Source organism: Pseudomonas sp. VEM90, assembly GCF_054611535.1.
The window spans coordinates 355321-376185 of sequence record NZ_JBTRAR010000001.1; the positions used below are offsets into that span (position 1 = coordinate 355321).

At 59.2% G+C, this 20865-nt stretch carries 18 protein-coding genes and 6 pseudogenes; 17 read left to right on the top strand and 7 right to left on the bottom strand.

From position 1 onward, the window contains the following. Nucleotides 1-266 precede the first annotated feature (266 nt). Nucleotides 267-1565 (top strand): NAD(P)/FAD-dependent oxidoreductase, encoded by a 1299-nt coding sequence (locus tag ACYCCG_RS01670; protein WP_176684732.1) that lies wholly within the window; start codon nucleotides 267-269, stop codon nucleotides 1563-1565. Nucleotides 1566-1594: 29 nt separating this feature from the next. Beyond that, nucleotides 1595-1960, top strand: a complete 366-nt coding sequence (locus tag ACYCCG_RS01675; protein ID WP_459669223.1) for a cupin domain-containing protein — start codon at nucleotides 1595-1597, stop codon at nucleotides 1958-1960. Between the two features lie 66 nt (nucleotides 1961-2026). On the opposite strand, the gene feaR is transcribed toward ACYCCG_RS01675, so the two are convergent. The 3 genes from feaR to ACYCCG_RS01690 all read right to left on the bottom strand — a co-directional run bounded on the left by feaR (nucleotide 2027) and on the right by ACYCCG_RS01690 (nucleotide 5153). Next, nucleotides 2027-2980: a transcriptional regulator FeaR gene (feaR, locus tag ACYCCG_RS01680; RefSeq protein WP_176684734.1), complete on the bottom strand. Its 954-nt coding sequence runs from the start codon at nucleotides 2978-2980 to the stop codon at nucleotides 2027-2029. 111 nt (nucleotides 2981-3091) lie between these two features. Next, nucleotides 3092-3607, bottom strand: a complete 516-nt coding sequence (locus tag ACYCCG_RS01685) for a DUF3156 family protein (RefSeq protein WP_370844351.1) — start codon at nucleotides 3605-3607, stop codon at nucleotides 3092-3094. A gap of 49 nt (nucleotides 3608-3656) precedes the next feature. Then, nucleotides 3657-5153 (bottom strand): APC family permease, encoded by a 1497-nt coding sequence (locus ACYCCG_RS01690; RefSeq protein WP_209965195.1) that lies wholly within the window; start codon nucleotides 5151-5153, stop codon nucleotides 3657-3659. A 303-nt stretch (nucleotides 5154-5456) separates the two neighbouring features. Here ACYCCG_RS01690 and ACYCCG_RS01695 point away from each other — a divergent pair, with 303 nt between their 5' ends. From ACYCCG_RS01695 to ACYCCG_RS01725, 7 genes are all read left to right on the top strand, one after another. Beyond that, entirely contained in the window at nucleotides 5457-6416 is a 960-nt protein-coding gene (locus ACYCCG_RS01695; RefSeq protein WP_176684737.1) for a helix-turn-helix transcriptional regulator, read from the top strand. A gap of 111 nt (nucleotides 6417-6527) precedes the next feature. Beyond that, a complete protein-coding gene (locus ACYCCG_RS01700) occupies nucleotides 6528-7412 on the top strand; it encodes a transporter (RefSeq protein ID WP_176684738.1) in 885 nt (294 codons plus the stop codon). 31 nt (nucleotides 7413-7443) lie between these two features. Further along, nucleotides 7444-8595 (top strand): MFS transporter, encoded by a 1152-nt coding sequence (locus ACYCCG_RS01705; RefSeq protein WP_209969766.1) that lies wholly within the window; start codon nucleotides 7444-7446, stop codon nucleotides 8593-8595. A gap of 17 nt (nucleotides 8596-8612) precedes the next feature. Beyond that, entirely contained in the window at nucleotides 8613-9722 is a 1110-nt protein-coding gene (locus ACYCCG_RS01710) for a class II histone deacetylase (protein WP_176684740.1), read from the top strand. A 195-nt stretch (nucleotides 9723-9917) separates the two neighbouring features. Further along, entirely contained in the window at nucleotides 9918-11405 is a 1488-nt protein-coding gene (locus ACYCCG_RS01715) for an aldehyde dehydrogenase family protein (protein ID WP_459669225.1), read from the top strand. 11 nt (nucleotides 11406-11416) lie between these two features. After that, complete coding sequence (locus tag ACYCCG_RS01720; protein ID WP_176684742.1) at nucleotides 11417-11857, top strand: GlcG/HbpS family heme-binding protein; 441 nt, start codon at nucleotides 11417-11419, stop codon at nucleotides 11855-11857. Nucleotides 11858-12041: 184 nt separating this feature from the next. Beyond that, nucleotides 12042-13352, top strand: coding sequence for an alginate export family protein (locus ACYCCG_RS01725; protein WP_209965186.1), 1311 nt, complete (start codon nucleotides 12042-12044; stop codon nucleotides 13350-13352). A gap of 124 nt (nucleotides 13353-13476) precedes the next feature. Here the strand turns inward: ACYCCG_RS01725 and ACYCCG_RS01730 are convergent. Further along, nucleotides 13477-14285: pseudogene (locus ACYCCG_RS01730) on the bottom strand (reverse transcriptase domain-containing protein); the annotation flags it as partial. A 5-nt stretch (nucleotides 14286-14290) separates the two neighbouring features. On the opposite strand from ACYCCG_RS01730, the gene ACYCCG_RS01735 reads away from it, so the two are divergent. From ACYCCG_RS01735 to ACYCCG_RS01755, 5 genes are all read left to right on the top strand, one after another. After that, entirely contained in the window at nucleotides 14291-14569 is a 279-nt protein-coding gene (locus ACYCCG_RS01735) for an MFS transporter (protein ID WP_245355191.1), read from the top strand. A gap of 167 nt (nucleotides 14570-14736) precedes the next feature. Further along, nucleotides 14737-15084, top strand: coding sequence for an MFS transporter (locus ACYCCG_RS01740; RefSeq protein WP_245355193.1), 348 nt, complete (start codon nucleotides 14737-14739; stop codon nucleotides 15082-15084). Nucleotides 15085-15404: 320 nt separating this feature from the next. Further along, a complete protein-coding gene (locus ACYCCG_RS01745; RefSeq protein ID WP_209965184.1) occupies nucleotides 15405-16544 on the top strand; it encodes a tyramine oxidase subunit B in 1140 nt (379 codons plus the stop codon). 31 nt (nucleotides 16545-16575) lie between these two features. After that, the gene (locus tag ACYCCG_RS01750) at nucleotides 16576-16998 is read left to right on the top strand and encodes a RidA family protein (RefSeq protein WP_176684745.1); all 423 of its coding nucleotides are present in this window, start codon (nucleotides 16576-16578) and stop codon (nucleotides 16996-16998) included. A gap of 34 nt (nucleotides 16999-17032) precedes the next feature. Beyond that, entirely contained in the window at nucleotides 17033-18328 is a 1296-nt protein-coding gene (locus ACYCCG_RS01755) for an NAD(P)/FAD-dependent oxidoreductase (protein ID WP_176684746.1), read from the top strand. Between the two features lie 53 nt (nucleotides 18329-18381). Here the strand turns inward: ACYCCG_RS01755 and ACYCCG_RS01760 are convergent. After that, nucleotides 18382-18501, bottom strand: a pseudogene (locus ACYCCG_RS01760) (IS630 family transposase); the annotation flags it as partial. On the opposite strand from ACYCCG_RS01760, the pseudogene ACYCCG_RS01765 reads away from it, so the two are divergent. After that, nucleotides 18497-18898 (top strand): annotated as a pseudogene (locus ACYCCG_RS01765) (tyrosine-type recombinase/integrase); the annotation flags it as partial. The pseudogenes ACYCCG_RS01760 and ACYCCG_RS01765 overlap by 5 nt on opposite strands. Here the strand turns inward: ACYCCG_RS01765 and ACYCCG_RS01770 are convergent. Both ACYCCG_RS01770 and ACYCCG_RS01775 read right to left on the bottom strand, forming a co-directional pair. After that, nucleotides 18875-19038 (bottom strand): annotated as a pseudogene (locus tag ACYCCG_RS01770) (terminase); the annotation flags it as partial. The pseudogenes ACYCCG_RS01765 and ACYCCG_RS01770 sit on opposite strands and share 24 nt — an antisense overlap. After that, nucleotides 19035-19524 (bottom strand): annotated as a pseudogene (locus ACYCCG_RS01775) (hypothetical protein). The pseudogenes ACYCCG_RS01770 and ACYCCG_RS01775, both read right to left, overlap by 4 nt. Before the next feature lie 89 nt (nucleotides 19525-19613). Here ACYCCG_RS01775 and ACYCCG_RS01780 point away from each other — a divergent pair. Together ACYCCG_RS01780 and ACYCCG_RS01785 are read left to right on the top strand one after the other, a co-directional pair. Next, entirely contained in the window at nucleotides 19614-19976 is a 363-nt protein-coding gene (locus ACYCCG_RS01780; RefSeq protein ID WP_209965182.1) for an SH3 domain-containing protein, read from the top strand. A 311-nt stretch (nucleotides 19977-20287) separates the two neighbouring features. After that, a pseudogene (locus ACYCCG_RS01785) lies at nucleotides 20288-20695 on the top strand (tyrosine-type recombinase/integrase); the annotation flags it as partial. Between the last annotated feature and the right edge of the window lie 170 nt (nucleotides 20696-20865).

The following is a 20865-nucleotide window of genomic DNA, read 5'->3' on the forward strand; positions in this document are numbered from 1 at the left end:
CGGATGACGTGCACGCAGCCACGACCGCCTCAGGTTGAGGTGGCGTAACGACGGTAACGTGGTAGATTTATTAACATGTTCATGACATCCATCATCAAGGAGTCTGCGGCAGACGTCAAGCCTCCCCTTACACTGCCAGGTGGCAGGCAGATAAAAGTCCATGGCAGGCTAAGGCAAGACGCCTACCTATCGTTAGGTGCTCAATGGCACCACGTGCACCGCCTCGGCAAAGGCCCTATCACAATTCCAATTCAGCAGGCTGCGTCATGATCAACATCGAGACCCCGACCTACTACACCGCGACCAAAAAATACAACCTTAGCTTCCCCACCCTAGAAAGCGACATCGACGCCGATGTCGTGGTCATCGGTGGCGGCTTCTCGGGTATCAACACAGCACTGGAACTGGCGGAAAAAGGTGTCACCAATGTTGTGGTGCTCGAAGCCCGCTACCTGGGTTTTGGCGGTACCGGGCGCAACGGGGGGCAGATCATGGCCGGCATTGGCCATGACCTGGAAAAGATCAGAAGCAGCGTCGGTGACCAAGGGCTGAAGCAGATTTTCGAGATCAGCGAACTGGGCGCCGGCATCATCAAGGAGCGCATAGCGCGCTACAACATTGATGCCGACTTCTGCCATGGCTATGGCTACATGGGCTTCAACAAACGCCAGGAAAAAACCTTGCGGGCATGGGAGAAAGACTTCAAGTCGATCAACACCCATGACGAGATCCGCTTTTTGGGTGGCGCTGAGGTCAAGCAGATCATCGGCAGCGACGCCTACACTAGCGCCCTGCTGCACATGGGCGGCGGCCATGTTCATTCGCTCAATCTGCTGTTGGGCGAAGCCCAAGCTTTGATAGGCCATGGTGCGCGAATCTTTGAGCATAGCCCGGCGCTGGAAGTGACCTATGGCGAGCGCATCAAGGTGCGCACCGGCCGCGGCTCGGTGCGAGCCAGCAAGCTGCTGTGGGCCTGCGATAGCTTCCTCAACAAAATGGAACCGGAGCTGCACGCGCGCACCATCAACACCTACGCCTTCCAGATGATGACTGAGCCACTGTCGGAAGAACTGATACAGCGTATCAGCCCGATCCGCGGCGCCTACAGCGATATCCGCCCGGTGATCGATTACTACCGCGTCACCCGCGAAAACCGCCTGCTGTTCGGTGCCGCCACGCCGTTCATCGAGCACATCCCGCTGGATCTCAAGGCCTGGAACCGCGCTTTGATGCTGAAGATCTTCCCCTACCTCAAGGATGTGCGGATCGACCTCGCCTGGGGTGGTCCAATGGCCACAAGCGCCAACCTGTTCCCGCAGATCGGCACCCTCAGCAATCGCCCCAACGCATTTTACGTGCAGGGTTATTCCGGCTTCGGGGTCACCCCCAGCCACATCATTTGCAAGATTCTCGCCGAGGGCATGCACGAAGGCTCATCGCGCTACGACCTGATCAGTTCGGTCAAGCATGCACGGATCCTCGGCAAGGACCACTTTCGCCCACTGCTGCTAACCGCCGGCAAGACCGTGCACCAGCTTTCGGGCTATTTCAACGGCCGCCGCTGACCGTATCTTTCACCCACTGGAGAACTGCCATGACCCTCACTGCTGCCAAGCAAGGCATACAACTGTCCGAACTCGATGCCTGGGGCACCGTTGCCGATCTGGGCTCGGAAATCCTGGAAGGCGAAGTCAAAGCCTTTGGCAAAATGACCCACGGAGCGCCCACCGACCCCGTCAGCAGCGCTTACTTTGGCACCACGCGCGGCAAATTCCGCATGGTCTACCCGTTTAACGAGCAGGCGGTAATCGTCACAGGTGAAATCCAACTGACTGACGAGTCCACAGGTAAGGTCACTCGCTACAAAGCCGGTGATGCCTGGTTCGTGACCAAGGGCACGCCAGTGCTGTGGGAGATTTTGACCGAGTCGTTCGTCAAGCACTACTTTGCCGCGGCGTAACGGAAACAGGTAATAAAAACGGCACCAGCGCTACAAGCGCTGGCGCCGTTTAGTTTTTGCGGTGAGTTAGCGCAAGGAGGTCCCCATAGCTGTGGCACGGTAGTCCTTTGGAGATTGGTCATACTGCTTTTTGAACGAACGGCTGAAATGAGCAGAGTCAGTGAAGCCCCACTTGTAGGCGATTGACGTAATCGACTCACTCATGAAGAACGGATTGGCGAGATCTTCGGCACTGCGCTTGAGCCGGGCACGTTGAATGTACCGGCACACGCTGTCACCTTCCTCTTCGAACAAACGATAGAGGTGACGCACTGAAATGTTAAGCCCGCTAGCCAAAGCAGCAGGCGTCAATCCGGGCTGTGACAACGATTTATCAATCACCTTCTGCACATAACTACGCATATTGCCGCCGTTAAGCGCGTCTACGCTGCAAAGGTTTCCTTCTCCAAACTCAAGGCCCGGCTCTAAAAGAGCGGTGAATGCTGCTTCTAACGCAGCGCCCTGGGTACAGTCTTCGCCGGTATTCTCATCCTTGCACATCTGATCCATCAACACATGAAGCATGCGCCCACACGCGTTGCTGGATGAGATCTTTCCTACCAGATTCCCTCTGCCGAGAACCTGTTTACGCACCTGCTCGCGTGATAGCGCCAACGAAACATGCTCAATCAGGCCAACTGGTTTGATTTCGCAGCGCCCCACCGAATCCATGAGCATGAGATCACCGGGCGACAGGTGAATGGTCAAACCGCCCTGCTCGACCGTAGAGCGGCCCGACCGCTGCAGGACAAGAAAACAGTGCTGGTCATCATCCAGGGCCGCATTATCACCCAGCCTCCGAATGACGCCGGCATTCGTGCGCAAAGATGCGACTGGCAAGCCAGCACGCGTATGAGCTGAGACATCTCCAATGAAGAGTGAATGATTACCAGCCAATTCCGTTTCAAAACGGCCGCAAATGCCCTGCATGGCAGCGGTCCAGCGATCAAGTCCCTGATGGTCGGGTTGTTGAGTCTGCATAGTGGCCTCGACGCGAATTGTTGTTATGCGGCTATTGATAACATGTTAACAATGTCCGCACAACTGTCACAGTTAGTCGAGTACACTCAGCAAAGGATATGCCAGTTCGCTTCAGATGCGTTGCAGAATCTCAGTGAAGCTAGACAGGCTGGCGAGCAAATGAGAACGCTGCTGCGGACTTACTTGAATGTAGCGACGAAACGCCGGCATCCGGTTGACCACCTCGCTTCCGCCCATATGCTCCAGGGCAAGTTGCCATTGGCCCTTGCTGCACTCCAGAGTCAGCCGCTTGAAGTCCAGCGGCATCAGCGCCGCCAACAAGGCCGCATCTCTGTCAAAATGATCGCGTATTCGGGCAAAGAAAGCCTGCTCGCCGCCCCGGAACACGCAAGCTATGCCGGTGCGCCGAAATGCCCCGGTATGGCGCAGCTCCAACCGTACTTCGCCCTGCTGCAGGGCAGGCACGCTCAAGCGAAACTCGCAGGTCACCACATGCATTAGCAGGTGCGCCTCTACGTCCTCACGTACCTCGACCTGCCCCCCCCCAGGGCGCAGACGCACCTGCGCGACACCCGCTTCCGTCCGCTGTATTTCCAGCGGCCCAAGATTACGCAGCAAATGCCCCAAGGTGACACCGGGCCTATAACCTGAAGGCGCCTGAGGCACCAGCAGCCTTTCACGCAAATGTCTGATCATGTTGCGGACGCTCCGGAGCGTGGCCTGGTTCGGCGGCGAATTCTTTTTCCAGTACATCCTCAACCCGGGCAGGCCTGAACGGGTTGACCTTCTGCACACACAGAGACCAGAACAGCGCGTAGGCTGCCGTGCCGCCAAGCATGATGGCAAACGGCACGTAAACGTCCGCCGGGTTCATTCCAGGCGGTGTGATAAACAGCATGCCGATGATGATGCCCGCACTTGAAATGATTTGCGGCAACGGGAACAGCGGCGAACGGTAGGCCCGCGGCAGATCTGGGCGACGGATACGCAGGATCACCACCGACAAGGTCACCAGCAAGTAGGCCGTGCTCCAAGCGCATACGGCAGCCAGCACCAAGTGCAGAATATTGTCTGGATTGCCACCCAAGTACCAGGCATGTAGGCACGGGATCAGTGCAACCACCAGAATGCACAGCAATGGCGTCTTGAAGCGCGGATGCAGGTAGGTGAAGACCTTAGGCAACGCTCCGTCTACCGCCATCCCGTAAAGAATGCGCGGCACCCCGGCCATCAGCGTGTTGATGGTTGCCGCACCGGCGAACAAAAAGCCGATACCCAGCCAAACTGGGCCGATGTCACCCATCACCTGCTCGGCAAAGCGCGGAATGGCCATGGGCGTGTCCAGCAAGTGTACGCCGGTGGCGGCATCGAGTACGACGTTTTCCACTTGGCGCTTCATTGCCGCGCCGTAGATGAACATGCAACTGGCCACACCAAACAGGCCCAACGCCATGGCGCGTGGCAATACCCAGGCCGAGCGACGCAGTTCGGGCGCAAGCGGCGTCACGAACTCGCAGCCGACAAACATGAACATGGCCATGCCGATCAGTGAAAGGATGGTCATCACATCAGAGCCTACCAGAGAGGCGCCAAACGGGCCCTCCAGCTCCACCGCAGGGGCGGCGATCAGACCCAGCACACCGAACACCATCAGGGTCGTCCACATGCCGAAGGTGAGGATCACCTCAGCGCGACTGAAAGCGCTGACGCCGAACGCGTTCAGTACCGCAAACGACAGCACAAAACAGACTCCCAACAGCCAAGAACCGCCTGCGGACTCAGCGAGCGTGTTGAGGTGTTCGAAATTCACCAACGCCATCACCCCAGACAGGATGGTCTCGGCAGTGCCAGCGAACACATGCACGATCAAGTAGGCTGAAAGCGTGCCGGTAATGGCAAAGAAGCGGCCCATGCCGCAGTTGATATAGTCGTAAACCGAGCCGGTGGTCGGCAGTATCGAGGCCGCCTCGGCGAAGGTGGTTGACTGCGCCAACATCATCAACGCGGCGATGACCATGGCAATGGCAAACGCGCCGCCACCGATGCCGAAGCCCATGGTCGCAGTGAGTATTACGGGGCTGGCCATGATCAGCCCGACGGTGCTGGCGAGTGCGGTAGGGAAACCGACTGTGCCTTGGTTGAGGTGCTCAGTGAGCTTATTGTTGAATGACATCTTGATCAAGACCCTGGCTTCAGTGTTGGCTGGTAGAGGGTAAGCGGACCATTCCACATGCAGGCCCGACCTACCTCCATGTACCTGCACTGTGCGCCCTGCGTGCCCCGCAGTCTTGCCTTTGCCTGCCTGAACTCTTGTTACAGCCTGCCAGATGGCCAGTTCACCAGAGACCCGCTTATCCCGCATCTGTAGGATGGCACCCACGGCTGCCTGGTCAAATACTGGTAACCAAGCCACTCGACATGAACACATTCGAAGTGCCTGCCAGCAATAATAAAAAATCGCCCGGAGACTCCCCGTATGAGCGATCGCCTCGCCCAAACACTGAGTGCTTTCAGTAGCACCGTGCTAGACATCCAGCGCTTGGCACAGAGCCAGAGCATTGAGCACTTCCATAGCCTGATGATTGAACGTCTAAGTGAACTCATTACGTTCGACAAGGCATGGTGGGGGCTGGCCGCTTTGATCAACGGGGTGCCGGTGGAACGCAGTACGCAGCTTTTCAAGCTTCCAGTTCAGTATCTCCTGGACTGGCAATCAATCAGCCACGACGACGTCACCATCGAGAGTGTGCACAGCCACCCTGGCCACGCTGTGGTCATCGACATGGGCACTACACCTGGCCTGACCTGGCTCGGAGCCAAGCACCACATCGGCCAACTGATGTGCATCATCGTGAGCGATCCGATAACTCGGCTTTCCGAGCATCTGACGTTGTATCGCAGCCCGGACTCTGCATCGTTCAGTCCGCAGGACGGTCTGCTCCTGGAAACCCTCATGCCTCACTTGTCCGCAGCTGTCGCGGCCAACCGCATCCGAACGTTGATTGCTGCCCGCGAAACCCTGAGCAACCCTCAGAACCTTGCACTAGCCGTGTGTGACCGCCACGGTACGCTGCATTGCGCCGAACCTGGCTTCATCGCGCTACTGCTGCAAGGTTGGCCAAAGTGGAGCGGACCTAGTCTGCCTATTGCCATTGAGACTGGTGAAACCGCCATCGACCGAATACACCTAAGCATCTCAAATGCCGGTGACCTTTTCCTGATCGCAGGGCGGCAGCAGAACCCGCTGGAAACGCTCAGCCCACGCGAGCATGAGGTCGCCTCAAGCTTCGGTGAAGGCAGGACATACAAGGAGGTCGCCCGTGACCTAGGACTAGCCCCAAACACCGTGCGCCACCATATTCGCTCCATCTACAGCAAGCTCGGCGTCAAGGACAAGGCCCGTATCGGGCAACTGTTGCGCAATAACTCTGGCTGACAATCGCTAATCCTCCGCCCCCTTTTTTGCTGCTCGTCTTGAGCGGCCCAGGCACGTTCGTGCCTGAAATCTGCCGGGAAGTTCGATCCAATAATCACAAGAGAATGCGTAATGAACAAGCATACGAATTGGCTGGCCGGCGCTCTCCAGCTCACACTGATAACTGGTCTGACAAGCGGCGCGTGCAAGGCTGCTGACCTTAACGCCAGGGATTTCTTCAGCGCCCCGGTTGGCACCACGCTAGGCGTGTTCTACATGCCAATGACTCGCAACAGCGAGTACCACGGGGCGGCAGATAGCAATGGCAAAGCAAACCTCCAGGTAAACGCCTTCGCTTGGCGCCAACTGGTCTTCACCGATGTGTGCGGAACTTTGTGCACGCCACAGTTCATCGTGCCACTGGTAGACATTGACGCTCGCTTGCCAGGCGCCTCGCAGAGTAGTGAGGAAAGCGGGATCGGCGATCCGCAGGTCGGTGGCACGCTGTTTCTAGTGAATGAGCCGGCCACCCGAACTTACACCGGCCTCCTCAGCCTCATCACCTTGCCTGTGGGCGAATACCACAGCCACAACCCTGACGTATCGCCCGGGGCAAATCGCTGGGCGGGACATTTCATCCTCAACCATACCCAAGGCGTGGGTGACAGATGGGTGCTAGAGGCGAACCTGGAAGCCCAAGTGTATGGCAAGAACGATGACTACTTCGGCAGCGATCTCGAACAAGACCCTCTCTATCGCCTACAGGCGTTCGCCTCATATGACTTCAGCCAGAAGACCTACGGCGCGCTGCGGCTGATCCACGCCGACGGTGGTGAATTACGTATCAACGGCCAACGCATCGACAACACCCATAAGCGCGTGACCCAGGTGGGGCTTGAGGTTGGGCATTGGCTTGATCGGCAGAATCAGGCGCTGGTCGCTTTCACCCAGGATGTGGACAGCGATAACAGCTACCACGGCAGCCAGACGCTGTTGCGCCTTGTCCATGTCTTCTGACCCTTTCGGAGCTCCGTCAATGACCCAGCCGATGGAAACACCAGCTACCTCTCCTTTGCGCATAGTCCCGCGATGGAGGCTTTTGAGTGCTATTGTCCTGTTTGCCGCCGTTGTGCCATCCGTCCTGATGACTGCGCCGATCTTGGCCGCTCAGCTAGCCAGTCAATGGGGATTGACGCCCTCGCAGATCGGCAACTTGTTCATGGTCGAGCTTGGTGCCATGAGCCTTGCGACGATCCCTGCAGCCTTTTGGCTCAAGCGTGTCAATCTGCGCCACGCTGCCTTGGTTTCGGCCTTGCTATTTATCATCGGCAACCTGCTATCCGCTCAAGCCGAGCGCTACGCGCCATTGATCATCCTGCGGGGCATGACAGCTCTAGGGGGCGGCTCACTAATGATCCTCTGCATGAGCTGCGCAGCATCACTGCCCAACTCCAGCCGGATCTATGCGCTGTGGGTGCTGGGGCAACTGGTGCTGGGCACCATTGGCCTGCAGGTCCTGCCAGGCTTGTTCACCGTGTACGGACTGGGGGCGTGCTATCTGATTCTGGCAGCGCTGATGCTCTTGCTTCTGCCAATGACATGCGCATTCCCCGGACACCTGTTGCAAAGTGCCCTTGGCAATATTCGACAGCTTCGTACTGGCAAGGCACTGCTTGGGATGGCAGCCATCTTCACCTTCTATCTGAGCCTGAGCGGTGTCTGGACGTTCATAGGCTCACTGGCCGAGTCTGCCTCGATCAGTGCCTACGATAGCGGCCGGATTCTGGCCATAGCCACTGTAATGGGAATTCTAGGGGCAGGCTTGGCGTCGTGGGTTGGTGACCGACTGCCGCGGACGCTCTCCTTACTGGGGGGATATGGCCTGATGATCCTTGCCGTGTTGCTCCTGCAAGGTCAGCCTGAGCCGCAACGGTTCGCGCTCGCCGCGCTGACCTTCAAATTCACCTGGACCTTCGTCCTTCCGATGGTCCTCGCCAGCATAGCTGAACTCGATCCTTCGGGCCGCCTGATGAATCTCTCCAACCTGGTGATCGGCGCCGGCCTGGCGACCGGGCCGGCGGTCGCTGGGCACCTTATACAAAACAGTGGGGGATATCAGTCCACCCTGCTTGGGGCCGCCTTCCTGACGTTGATATCCCTGCTGCTCGCCATGGCCTGCCGCACCCCTACCCCACTTTAATGCTCAATGGAGATCTTATGACTCAAAAGACTGCATTCTTTTTCGACGAATTGAGCCTCTGGCATAGTGCTGGACTACACGCACTTACCATCCCGGTCGGGGGCTGGGTGCAGCCACCTGCTGCTGCAGGGCATGCCGAGTCTCCCGAGACCAAGCGCCGTCTGAAGAATCTCATGGATGTCAGCGGGCTGACTCGTCAACTGGACGTTAGAAGCGCAGCGCCCGCTAGCGAGGAAGACCTGCTGCGAGTACATACCGAACGGTATCTCGAGCAGTTCAAGGCACTGAGCGATGCGGGCGGAGGCACCCTGGGACCTCATGCGCCCATCGGTCCAGGCAGCTACGAGATCGCCAAGCTCTCAGCTGGTCTGGCCATCGCTGCCGTCGAGTGCGTGCTTCTGGGTGAAGCCAGCAATGCCTATTCTCTATCACGACCTCCAGGACATCATTGCCTGGCCGACCAAGCCATGGGCTTCTGCTTCCTTGCCAATATTCCTGTAGCGATCGAAGCTGCAAAAGCCCGATACGGGCTGGGTCGAGTGGTAGTGCTGGATTGGGATGTGCACCATGGCAACGGTACCCAATCGATCTACGAGCAACGTGGCGATGTACTGACCATATCTCTGCACCAGCAGGGCTGCTTTCCGGCGGGGTACAGTGGCGAAACCGACCGGGGTCAAGGCGATGGATGGGGCACCAATCTCAATGTCCCACTGCTGCCGGGAAGCGGTGATGATGCCTACCTGCATGCGATGGATAAGCTGATCATCCCTGCCATCGAACGCTTCGAGCCAGAGCTGATCGTCGTTGCATGTGGGTACGATGCCAATGCCGTTGACCCGCTGGCGCGGATGTTGCTGCACAGCGAGTCCTTCCGGGCCATGACTCAGCGCATGCGCGACCTTGCCGACCGTTTGTGTGGCGGACGTTTGGTGCTGGTGCATGAAGGCGGGTATTCCGAAGCTTATGTGCCCTTCTGCGGACTGGCGACACTCGAAGCGCTCAGCGGAGTTCGCACAGGAGTAATCGACCCCATGCTGGAATTTATCCAGGCTCAACAGCCGAATCCGCAGGCGTGCGCGTTTCAACGCGAGTTGCTGGACACACTGGCCTTGCAACTGGCCTGAGTCAAAGATACGTCGCAAGCTCTGGGTTTGCGACGTATCACGCAGGCAGTCGCCGTCGTTCGGCGTACCAAAACGGACGCCCCCCAAGACGCTGGCACTCAGCGTCATGCGGGTGACAGGCTCAGACAAGATGTCGAGCGGGACAACACGCTAGGCTCCAGCATTCCCTTCTACACTGCCCGGAGTTTGCGCACCATGAGCGATATCAACCTGCTGCCTGCAGTCACCGCCTTCCTGGCGCGTGATCATGGCCTGTACATTCATGGCCAGACTGTCGTCGGCGAGTCCTCAAACCGCTTAGCGATAGTCAACCCAGCCAATGGCCAAACCATCGCTCAAATCGCCGACGCCGACGAAGCCGATGTCGACCGTGCAGTGGACTCGGCGCGCCAGGGTTTCACCAATTGGTCGCATACCAGCCCAGCAGCACGTGCTGGTGTACTCTTCAAGCTCGCCGACCTGCTTGAAGCCAATCGTGAAGAGTTGGCCCAGTTGGAAACCCTGCAATCGGGCAAGCTGATCGGCATTTCGCGCGCATTCGAAGTCGAGCAGGCCGCACACTTCCTACGTTACTACGCTGGCTGGGCGACCAAGATCACTGGCCAGACCATCACCCCATCTCTGCCTTCGTTCGCTGGTGAGCGCTACAGCGCCTACACCCTGCGCGAGCCAATCGGCGTGGTCGTCGGTATCGTGCCATGGAACTTCGCGACCATGATCGCCATCTGGAAGTTGGCCTCGGCGCTGACCACCGGCTGCAGCATCATCATCAAGCCCAGCGAGTTCACGCCCCTGACGCTTTTGCGTATCGCCGAGCTTGCCACTGAAGCAGGCTTACCGGCGGGTGCGTTGAACGTGCTGACTGGCGCTGGCCATGTGGGCAAGGCACTGATCGAGCACCCGGGCACCGACAAGGTATCGTTCACCGGCTCCGTACCTACGGGCATTGCTGTCGGCCAAGCTGCCATGGGCGCGAAGCTCACCCGTGCCACTCTAGAACTGGGCGGCAAGAACGCCGTGGCGTTCCTGCCAGACGTTGGCCCGGACAAAGCCGTCGACGGCACTATCGAGGCCGGCTTCCTGCACTCGGGGCAGATCTGTGCCGCCGGTGAGCGTTTCTATGTGCACCGCTCCCGCATCGACCCACTGCTCGAAGCCCTCTCCCAACGCCTGAGCCAGTTGAAGGTAGGGTCCCCGCTAGACGAAACCACGCAGTTCGGCCCGGTAGCCAACAAGCCGCACCAGCTGAAGCTTGCAGAACTGTTCTCCACGGCTCGCGCAGAGGGTAGCCAGATCATCCACGGTGGGCGCATCGGAGATGGCCCAGGATGCTTCGTCGAGCCGACAGTGATTCTTGCCAAATCCGCCAGCGATACCTTGCTCAATCAGGAAACTTTTGGCCCGGTGGCGACCTTCCTGCCTTATGACACGGAAGAAGAACTGCTTCAATTGATGAACGCGTCGCCGTACGGACTCAGTGCCAGCCTGTGGACCAACGACCTGGGCAAGGCCATGCGCCTTATTCCGCAAATCCAAGCCGGCACACTGTGGGTCAACATGCACACCCTCCTCGACCCAGCTGTACCGTTTGGTGGCATAAAGGCTTCCGGCATCGGCCGTGAGTTTGGTTCGGCGTTCATCGACGATTTTACCGAGCTCAAATCGGTCATGATCCGCTATTGAGGGGGCATGACATGTCGCATTGGCTACGCGAAAAACTCACCCTCACCCTCCCCCTGGCCATGCAGGCGCTACAGGCGGCGCTCGACACAGCCACTCAGCAGCAGGTCAGGGTCAGCCTGGCAATCGTTGATGGTGGTGGCCTGCCGATCCACACTGCGCATATGGACGGTGCACCACTTCCTGCACATGCCATAGCGCTGCGCAAAGCGCTTACCGCTGCAAGTTTCGGCATTGCCACAGCTGACTGGGGGCAACGCTTGGAGCACTGCTCCGAGGCGGTGCGCAATGGTTTACCGCTGCAACCAGGGATGGCCCTGTTCGGTGGCGGTGAACCTTTGCTCCATGCCGGACAGGTCATCGGGGCGATAGGCGTGTCTGGTGCCAGCGAGGCCATCGACACACTCTGCGCCAAGGCCGGCGCCCATCATGTTGCAGCCCTTCTACAAGCCTGATCGAACGCTGTAAATCTGTGCGTGGCCAAGGCGTGCAAGCGTCTTGGCAGCCAGAAACAAGACCTCGACCTGCACCTCACGCACTAATAAGCCGTCGCAGCCAACCGCGACGGCGCCCGCCAATGCGGGTGCCCACGTACAAGAAAGCGTCTTGTCAAAGGCGACTGACAACGAGGGAAGTGCAATGGTCAAACCGCAAACGCTGTCGAGCCTGGCCCTAGCGGCCTTGCTCGCCAGCCAGGTCGCGCCGGCTTACGAACTGTACGCCGACGAGGACAGCCATTTGAATGCTGACATGCTCGCGGTCTGGGGTATGTTCAACAGCCGCAAGAACTATGATGGCACGTCAGGAGGCTCAACCTGGCGGGAGGGCTTCATCAAGTATGGGCTCAGTGGCGACCAGGGCCTCGCTGGCAATGGTACCTTGTATGGAGCATTGAACTGGGTAAGTTCCGCGACGTGGGGTGACGGTGATGCCGTCGGCTACACTGACGGCTCAGAACGCACCACCAAGATCGAGGACGCCTATTTGGGCTGGCGCTCGGGCGACCTGGTGCCGCTACTGGGTAAGGATGGTGTAGATGTTTCCGCCGGCCGCCAGGTGATCCGCCTGGGCAGTGGCTTCCTGATCAACGACGACGGGCCGAACCTGGGCAACGGTGTAGCCGACGGTGCTCTGGATCGGGGGGGCGCCTACTACCTGGCAGCGCGCCATGCTTTCGACCGCACTGCAATACTGCGCCTGGGCGGCCAAGACGGTTTGCACGGCAGCCTGTTGTGGCTCAAATCCGACAACCGTGCCCAGGCCGAAACCGAACTTGCTGCCGGTACGCTGGACTACACCCACGCTCTGGGCACCCTGGGCCTGAACTGGATTCACGGCATCGATGTCACCGACCAGTGGGCCAGCGACTTCCAGAAGGCTCGCGAAGGCATGGATGTATACAGCGTGCGTGGCGAAGGTAGCGCTGGCGTCGAAAACGCTAGCTTCGCCTTTGAATATGCTTGGCAGGATAAACACGGCGGACCAGAAAATGCTTGGTACCTGCAGGCGGGTTACACCTTTACAGACTTGCCTTGGGCTCCGCAGTTGACCTACCGCTACACCCGCTACTCTGCCGAATGGGATCCTCTATTCAGCGGCTTGTCCAGTGGTTACGGCACCTGGTTCCAAGGGGAAGTTGCTGCCAACTATGCCGGTCCGTTCAACAGCAACACTGGCATTCATCATATTGGCCTGAAAGCCAACCCCTTGGAAAACCTCACAGTCGGAGCCCTCTACTTTGATTTTGATACGCTGCGTACCCGCGACAGCTTGAACCTCGATGCCCGCGAACTCGACCTGTACTTGGAGTGGGCCGTCAACGAGCACCTGATCATCAGCCCTCTGGTAGGTCTGTACAAACCGCGCAAGGATCAGGATAACGGTGGTAACCAGGTTGGCGGCAATGGTACCAATGTGTACAGCCAACTGACCGTGGCGGTGCCGTTCTGATCGAGTAGGAGGCGGGCTCACACCCGCCGTCCTCTCATACCACCGTGCGTACGGTTCCGTACACGGCGGTTCAGATCATGCGGCTAAGCCGGTTGATCATATCCAGTATCGAGACAAGCCCGAGTCAATCCCAGAGCTTCTTCGGCAGCGCCTGATTCATATGTGGCGCTCCAGAGTTCCACCATGGGCCGCGGCCATTGAAGGCCGACTTACAGGCACGCTCTTGACCCAGCCCAAGACGCATCAGGTGCGCGCCCTCATGGAGGGCCGCTTCCATTGGCGCCAGATAACGCAGCGAAGTTTGCGCCTGACCCAGCCGTCCAAATCCACAAGAGGCCGCTTGCTCTGGCTGAGCTTGAAGTAGCCAGCCCAGCCTCTCAGGACGGGGTTGATCCGCTCGATGACAGTCGCCATTTTGCGAGCCCGTACGCTGCGCAGCAGCATTCTGAGCCGGTCGCGTAAGCGGTCTAGGCTCATCCTTGCCACGCGCAGCCTTGGCTGCTGGTGCCAGCTCATCCCATAGCCTAGGTAGTCGCACTTCCACGCCCTTGCCACTTGGCTTTTCTTCCTGTTCACCGTCAGCTTCAGACGTTCTCTCAGGAAGCGCTCGACGCTGACCAACACCCGTTCGCCGGCCCGGGGACTGCGTACATAGATGTTCGCATCATCGGCATAACGTACGAAGCGATGGCCCCGTCGCTCCAGCTCGCGGTCGAGTTCGTCGAGCAGGATGTTCGACAGCAACGGCGAAAGCGGGCCGCCTTGCGGCGTCCCCTCCTGCCGTGGGCTGACGACACCGCCCGACATGATCCCGGCTTCAAGGTAGCGACGGATAAGCCTGAGTGCGCACTTGTCTTTGACCCGACGTTCGATGCAGGCCATGAGGATGTCGTGATTGACCCGATCGAAAAACTTCTCCAGATCGAGTTCCACGCCTGATGACCATTGAATGTGTAGCTCCGATCCTCGCGCCAGCTTTGGGCGGCATGATCGACGCGTATTTCGGCTGGCGGGCTGTGATGCTCGTACTGGCCGGCATGGGACTAATGGTATGGATCAACAATCTGTTAAACCTGCCGGAGACCCTGCCACACCACCAGCGTGAAACATTAAGCCTTAGCAGCGCTTGCCGAACCTACCTGACCATCCTCGCTGACCGACTTCTCCTACGCCCAGCCTTGGCGATGGCTGCCGTGTTTTTCTTCCTGCTCGCCTAAATAGGCGACGTAACGCTGGTGTACAGAGCACTTTGGCATGACCGCACAAGTCCTCGGCCTGCTTTTCGGTGCCACCGGCGTGTCAGTGATGCTGGACGCTATGTTTGACAGCCGACTGATCGGCCGCCTTGGCTTGAACAAGCTCAGTACGCTAGGGCGTGCGTTGCATGGTTGCTGGCGCCCTGCTGACCTTGGTTGGTGCAATGGTAGGCCTGGGGTTGCCCGGTGTAGCCGATGGCATGGCGTTAGCTCTGTTCGGATTAGGCATAGCAGAACCGACGCTGATGTCGCTGGCAATGTCATCGCAGGAAAAATCCCTGGGCTCGACCGCCGCCTTGCTCGGCGCCATCCAGCTATCGGTGTCGTCCAGCGCCTCTCCATTGGCTGCGGTAGTGCTGCATCACGGCCCGGTTGCATGGACCGCACTTCTAGCAGTGAGCACACTGCTGGTCTGTGTGTTGACCACCTTGAGCCTACGAGACGTGCCAGCAAGCTATTCATTGGCTGGGCATTGAGGAAGTGCAATGAACAATCACGTCTTGGGCTACTTGATTTGCAGCGGAATTATCTTGCTTGGCGTGGTGTACCACCTAAGCGAATGGATACGTACCGAACGGCCGCGCCCCCCACCTGACGACCTGAATTGAAGACGAACCGACTGAGCTGGCACAGGGGGTCAATTGCTCTGGCAGACACAAACAAGACGACCTACCAGTCGTTAGCGAAACTGCCCATAACCTTGAGATCACCTGTCCGCCCGGTCCAGCCGGGTAACACAACAATAAAACCCAAATACGGCGGCCCCCCAGATACCGTCCGTGCAGTGAGACCCGCTATGACCTTCGACACCCGCATCGATTTCATCTACCTCTCCGAACAGGACATGATCCGCGCAGGCGTGACGGACATGCCCGCCTGCGTCGACACCATGGAAGAAATGTTCGGTTTGCTCTACCACGGCGACTACCGCATGGCCGGTCCGAACAGTGACTCGCACGGCGCGATGATCACCTTCCCCGAGCACTCGCCGTTCCCGAGCATGCCCAAGCCCACCGCCGACCGGCGCATGATGGCCATGCCGGCGTACCTGGGTGGCAGCTTCCAGACGGCAGGCGCCAAGTGGTACGGCTCGAATATCGCCAACCGAGAAAAAGGCCTGCCGCGCTCGATCCTGATGCTCACCCTCAACGACGCCGACACCGGCGCGCCGCTGGCGCACATGTCGGCCAACCTGCTGTCGGCCTACCGCACTGGTGCGATCCCCGGAGTCGGCGCCCGCCACCTGGCGCGCAAGGATGCCAAGATCATCGGCCTGGCCGGCCCGGGCGTGATGGGCAAGACCACCGTCGCGGCTTTCATGGCCGTGTGCCCGCAGGTCGACACCATCAAGATCAAGGGCCGCGGCCAGAAGAACCTAGACGCCTTCGTCAGCTGGTTGAACGCCACCTTCCCGCAAATCACCAATGTGCAGGTGGTGCAGACCCTGGAAGAGGTGGTCCGTGGGTCCGACCTGGTCAGCTACTGCAGCTCCGGCGAAGTCGGCGACCCGTCGCTGTATCCGCTGGTGAAGCGCGAATGGGTCAAGCCCGGCGCCTTCCTCGCCATGCCCGCCCCGTGCAGCATCGACGCGGGCATGGAACAGGCCGACGTGCGCAAGGTGGTTGACAACACCGGCCTCTACGAAGCCTGGTTCGAAGAGCTGCCCAAGCCGGCCCACAACCACGTGCCGCTGGTGGGCGTGCGCTTCATGGACATGATCGCCGAAGGCACCCTGCAGGCCGAGCAGGTCGAGGACATCGGCAAGATCATCGCCGGTGAAGCACCGGGACGCCTGAACGACGAAGAAATCATCCTAATGTCCGTCGGCGGCATGCCGGTGGAGGACGTCGCCTGGGGCACCGTGGTGTACCGCAACGCTATCGCGCAAGGCATCGGCGTCAAGCTCAACCTCTGGGAACAGCCCGTTCTCAACTGATCTCCACTTACCTACCGCCAAGGCTATTTCCATGACCCAAATCACCAAACTCAAGACCGGCTCCAAGTTCGAAGACATGGCCAGCTACTCCCGCCTGGTGGCGGTAGACAACTGGATCCACGTCTCCAACACCGCCGGGCGCAACCCGCAGACGCAGTTGATCGCCGACGACGTCATCGAACAGACCCACCAGGTGTTCGCCAACATCGAAACCGCCCTCGCCGCTGTCGATGCAAGCCTGGCTGACGTCATCAGCTCCCGGGTGTTCATCCAGCAACCAGAAGACGTGCCGGCCGTGATGGAAGTAATTGGCGCCAAGTTCCGCGGCATCGATCCCGCCACCACCGTCACCTGTCCACCGCTGGGTTCGACTGTTTACAAGGTCGAGTTGGAGGTCACCGCCTACCGCGGCGCCTCACGCGCCGACGTCAGGCTGATCCGCCTCGGCCAATAACCGCCACCCACCCTTCTCTCCGCCGAGTAACGCCATGTCCCCCGCCATCGATCCCGTCTTCACCTGCCCCCGCCACCCGGACGCGACTACCGTCGTGATCATCGGCGGCGGCATCATCGGCCTTACCGCCGCGCTGACCCTCGCCGAGCGCAACATTCCGGTGGTGGTGCTGGAAAAGGGCCGCATCGCCGGCGAACAGTCGTCGCGCAACCTCGGCTGGGTACGCAAGACCAACCGCCACGCCGACGACATCCCCCTGGCGCTTGCGGCCGATCGGCTGTGGGCCGAGATGCCGCAGCGGGTCGGCAGCGACGTGGGTTACCGGCAAGCCGGGATCATGTTCATCGGGCGCAATGACGCGCAGATGGACATGCACGAGCGCTGGCTGAAGAGCGTAGCGCACCTGGGGCTGGATTCGCGCTTGCTCAGCAACGGCGAAATCGCCCGTCTTGTGCCGGGCGGCAGCAGCACCTGGGCCGGCGGGCTGTACACCGCCTCCGATGCCCGCGCCGAGCCGACCCTGGCCGCCAGCGCCATTGCCCGCGCGGCGATGGCCAAGGGCGCGCAGATTATCGAGCACTGCGCGGTGCGCACGTTGCAGACCCATGCGGGACGGGTCAGTGGCGTTGTGACCGAACAGGGAGAGATTCGCTGTGACCAGGTGCTGCTGGCGGGCGGGCTGTGGTCGCGCAAGTTTCTTGGCAACTTGAAGATTGACCTGCCGACCTTGCCGCTGACCTGTTCGGTGTTGCGGACCGAGGCCATGGAGGGGCCGACGGATATTGCCGTCGGCGCGCCGGACTTTTCGTTCCGCAAACACAAGGATGGGGGTTTCATCATTACCCAGCGGGGCAAGCTCGATGCCTTCCTGACCTTTGACCATCTGCTGCTGGGTAAACGTTACTTGCCACAGTTGCGGGCACAGCGTGACTTTTTGAAGATCAGCCTGGGCAAGTACTTCTTCAAGGACCTGGCGTTGGCCCGGCGTTGGAAGGCGACAGACGCCAGCCCGTTCGAGCGGGTGCGAGTGCAGGATCCAGCGGCTAACACCGCGCTGAACAATGAGGCGCTGCGCAATCTGAGAAATGCCTGGCCGGTGTTCGAGCAAGCGCGGATTGCTTCGGCCTGGGCGGGGACCATTGATGTGACGCCGGATTCGAACCCAGTGATTGGCGCGGTGCCGAGCTTGCCGGGGTTGACCTTGGCGACCGGGTTTTCCGGACATGGATTTGGCACCTCGCCAGCTGCCGGGCAACTGGCGGCGGACCTGGTGGCGCAGCGGACGCCGTTGATTGACCCACGCCCCTATCGATTCGAACGGTTTAACTAATTTGATGTAAAAGCCGCTCTTGCAGAATGTGAGGAACCTAGTGTTCTGAGCGCTTAATTCATTAGCTTATTTTTCATCAACCTCAGCTTTGCCATGTGTGCCGAGCTGATGATGGCCTCTGCCGGCTTGTTCCATTTGTACGGCTTGGCCGGATGCTCGTTGTGAGTCGTGACCGCCTTGTGCATGAAGCAGCTTCAACCGCACCTGGGCCACCTGCCGCTGACGCACATCGATGACCAGGCGCTGGAGCCTTTTATCAGGGATCGGCAGACAGAAAAGGTTCTGCCAGGTGAGACCATTGCAAATGCCGTAAGCAATCGGACGATCAATATCGCAATTGAGCGCGCTGTTCGGGTGCTGACCCTATGCGCACGGAAGTGGCGAGACGATGACCGCCGGCCATGGCTCGACAGTGTGCTCATGCTGAGAAAGCTCGAAGAGAAGAAGTCGAGCCGCAAGCCCTACCCAATGTCATGGGTAAAGCAGTCGATCCTTTTCAACGAGCTGCCTGGCCACCTGCATACGATGGCACTCTTCAAGGTGAACACGGGCTGCCGGGAGCAAGAGGTGCGTGTGCATCCCTTGGAAGTAATCGATCTGTTCCTGCGTCTGCGGAAGCGGACCTTGTTGCCCTGCTTATCCGTGATGAAGTACAGGTTGTTCAGCCGCCAAAACCGATCCCGGAGCAGTTTCAGGTGCTCGGGCTTCATGGCCAGGCATCCTTCGATAGTTCATCCATCAACTGCGATAGCTCGTCGGCGTCTTTCGACTGCTCCTAGTCGTCCAGGCCGAATGCGGTGCGCTCAAGCACCTGCAGGTTCTTCATGGCCGAGGACAGCTGGAAAAGGGTTGGTGAGCAAGCCATCCATCAGCAGGTTTGCAAGGTTCGCGGCTGTGCGAATGTCGCGGCGGTGACTGCGAACAACCCTCGCGCCCTCTTCTGCCGCCTCCTCGATGATCTCGGCGTCCCGCTCAGGGTTCGCACATTGATCTTCGCGAACCTCGCCGCGAACCAGCGTGTTGCGAACCTCTTTGCGGACCTGCTTGGAAAGGTCCCGCTCCCAGCCTAACGCCTTGGCCTTCTTCCGGATCGCGGTGTCGCTCACCCCGTTGCGGTCAACGATGGTACGGATGGAAAGCGCCCCGGCCCGGTAGGCTCGTTCGATTACCTCCCAGTCGGGTTGCTTCGTTGTCATAAATTGTCTCAAGTAGACCTAAAGGCAGGATTGAAATAGTGGTGTGCTGCCAGTATTGGTTGGAGCCCACACCATCCAAGGAAGCCAAGATGACCAAATTGAGCTATGTGGTAACTCACTCACATATCAGCGAATTTCCAGAGCCCATGACCCTAAAAACCGGAGATCGGATTTTGGTTGGAGAACGATATGAAGGACCCGAAGGCTGGCCCGACTGGTATTTCTGTACTGTTCCTGGCCAACAATCCGGCTTTGTGCCGGGGCAGCTCCTTGACCGCCAGGTGGATGGTTCTGCAAAGATGCTGGAGGACTTCACCAACAGAGAGCTGGATGTTGTCGAGGGGCAAATACTGAAAGGCGAGCGTCAGTTGAACGGCTGGCTTTGGGCGGCAAGGACTTCAGACGGCGCAACTGGATGGGTGCCTTTAGCAAATATACAACCTCAAAATTAGATCGCCTGTCTAGGCAAGTGCTCGCCTTGGACCCAATCCCACACACCAGTGGCCGGGTGCAGCGTGAGCCAGAGTGAATCGAGCAGGTCGTCCTGTGGCATCGGTCTGCTCATACTCACTCCCGCGCCACGAAACGGCGCACGTCTATTTTGTGGCGCGGATCAGCTGAAGGCGTGACCGCGACGGGCCCAGGCATATGCGACCAACCCAGCGTGGAGCATCACGCCGAATGGGTTTACCCAATGGCCTTGCAGGGTGGTGACGAACGCGCCGAACCCGCTGATGGCCACCAGGTAGAAGGCGACACTCAGGTGGTGCTGAACAACGTGGCCAAGTCGATCATTGAAAGGCAGCGCGGGATCAGCAAGGAGTGGGTATTCCCATACAACGGCACCGCGATGCACCGGATGAACGACTCGGCATGGAAGAAGGCACGGGTGAGAGCGGCGAAACTCTGGCAGGAGGAAAACCTTCGCCCCGCTCACCCTGGATATGCCTCGATCAGGATTCACGACTTAAAGCACACCTTCGGTCGACGACTGCGGGCAGCAGGCGTTACTGAAGAGGATCGGAAGTCACTGCTCGGGCACAAGAACGGCAGCATCACCAGCCACTACTCCGGCGCTGAGCTGGACAAGCTGATTGAGGCTGCGAACATGGTATCAACAACTGACTCCCGCGGGCCGGTGTTGACGATCTTGAAGAGGAAAATCGGATGAAGTCCCGAAAAACTCCCCACATGCAAAAACGACAAAGCCACCCGAAGGTGGCTAAGTCGTTGAAATATATGGTCGGGACGGAGTGATTCGAACACTCGACCCCTTGCACCCCATGCGTGGCAGGCAGCCGTAGCTGCTTGAAAGCATTGGTTTTTCCGCCAGACGCTCGC

Bases quoted from the DNA above. Each gene is read 5' to 3' on its own strand.
- ACYCCG_RS01670 (WP_176684732.1), top strand. From the start codon at position 267: ATGATCAACATCGAGACCCCGACCTACTACACCGCGACCAAAAAATAC.
- ACYCCG_RS01675 (WP_459669223.1), top strand. From the start codon at position 1,595: ATGACCCTCACTGCTGCCAAGCAAGGCATACAACTGTCCGAACTCGAT.
- feaR (WP_176684734.1), bottom strand. From the start codon at position 2,980: ATGCAGACTCAACAACCCGACCATCAGGGACTTGATCGCTGGACCGCT.
- ACYCCG_RS01690 (WP_209965195.1), bottom strand. From the start codon at position 5,153: ATGTCATTCAACAATAAGCTCACTGAGCACCTCAACCAAGGCACAGTC.
- ACYCCG_RS01695 (WP_176684737.1), top strand. From the start codon at position 5,457: ATGAGCGATCGCCTCGCCCAAACACTGAGTGCTTTCAGTAGCACCGTG.
- ACYCCG_RS01700 (WP_176684738.1), top strand. From the start codon at position 6,528: ATGAACAAGCATACGAATTGGCTGGCCGGCGCTCTCCAGCTCACACTG.
- ACYCCG_RS01705 (WP_209969766.1), top strand. From the start codon at position 7,444: ATGGAAACACCAGCTACCTCTCCTTTGCGCATAGTCCCGCGATGGAGG.
- ACYCCG_RS01710 (WP_176684740.1), top strand. From the start codon at position 8,613: ATGACTCAAAAGACTGCATTCTTTTTCGACGAATTGAGCCTCTGGCAT.
- ACYCCG_RS01715 (WP_459669225.1), top strand. From the start codon at position 9,918: ATGAGCGATATCAACCTGCTGCCTGCAGTCACCGCCTTCCTGGCGCGT.
- ACYCCG_RS01720 (WP_176684742.1), top strand. From the start codon at position 11,417: ATGTCGCATTGGCTACGCGAAAAACTCACCCTCACCCTCCCCCTGGCC.
- ACYCCG_RS01725 (WP_209965186.1), top strand. From the start codon at position 12,042: ATGGTCAAACCGCAAACGCTGTCGAGCCTGGCCCTAGCGGCCTTGCTC.
- ACYCCG_RS01735 (WP_245355191.1), top strand. From the start codon at position 14,291: ATGACCATTGAATGTGTAGCTCCGATCCTCGCGCCAGCTTTGGGCGGC.
- ACYCCG_RS01740 (WP_245355193.1), top strand. From the start codon at position 14,737: ATGGTTGCTGGCGCCCTGCTGACCTTGGTTGGTGCAATGGTAGGCCTG.
- ACYCCG_RS01745 (WP_209965184.1), top strand. From the start codon at position 15,405: ATGACCTTCGACACCCGCATCGATTTCATCTACCTCTCCGAACAGGAC.
- ACYCCG_RS01750 (WP_176684745.1), top strand. From the start codon at position 16,576: ATGACCCAAATCACCAAACTCAAGACCGGCTCCAAGTTCGAAGACATG.
- ACYCCG_RS01755 (WP_176684746.1), top strand. From the start codon at position 17,033: ATGTCCCCCGCCATCGATCCCGTCTTCACCTGCCCCCGCCACCCGGAC.
- ACYCCG_RS01780 (WP_209965182.1), top strand. From the start codon at position 19,614: ATGACCAAATTGAGCTATGTGGTAACTCACTCACATATCAGCGAATTT.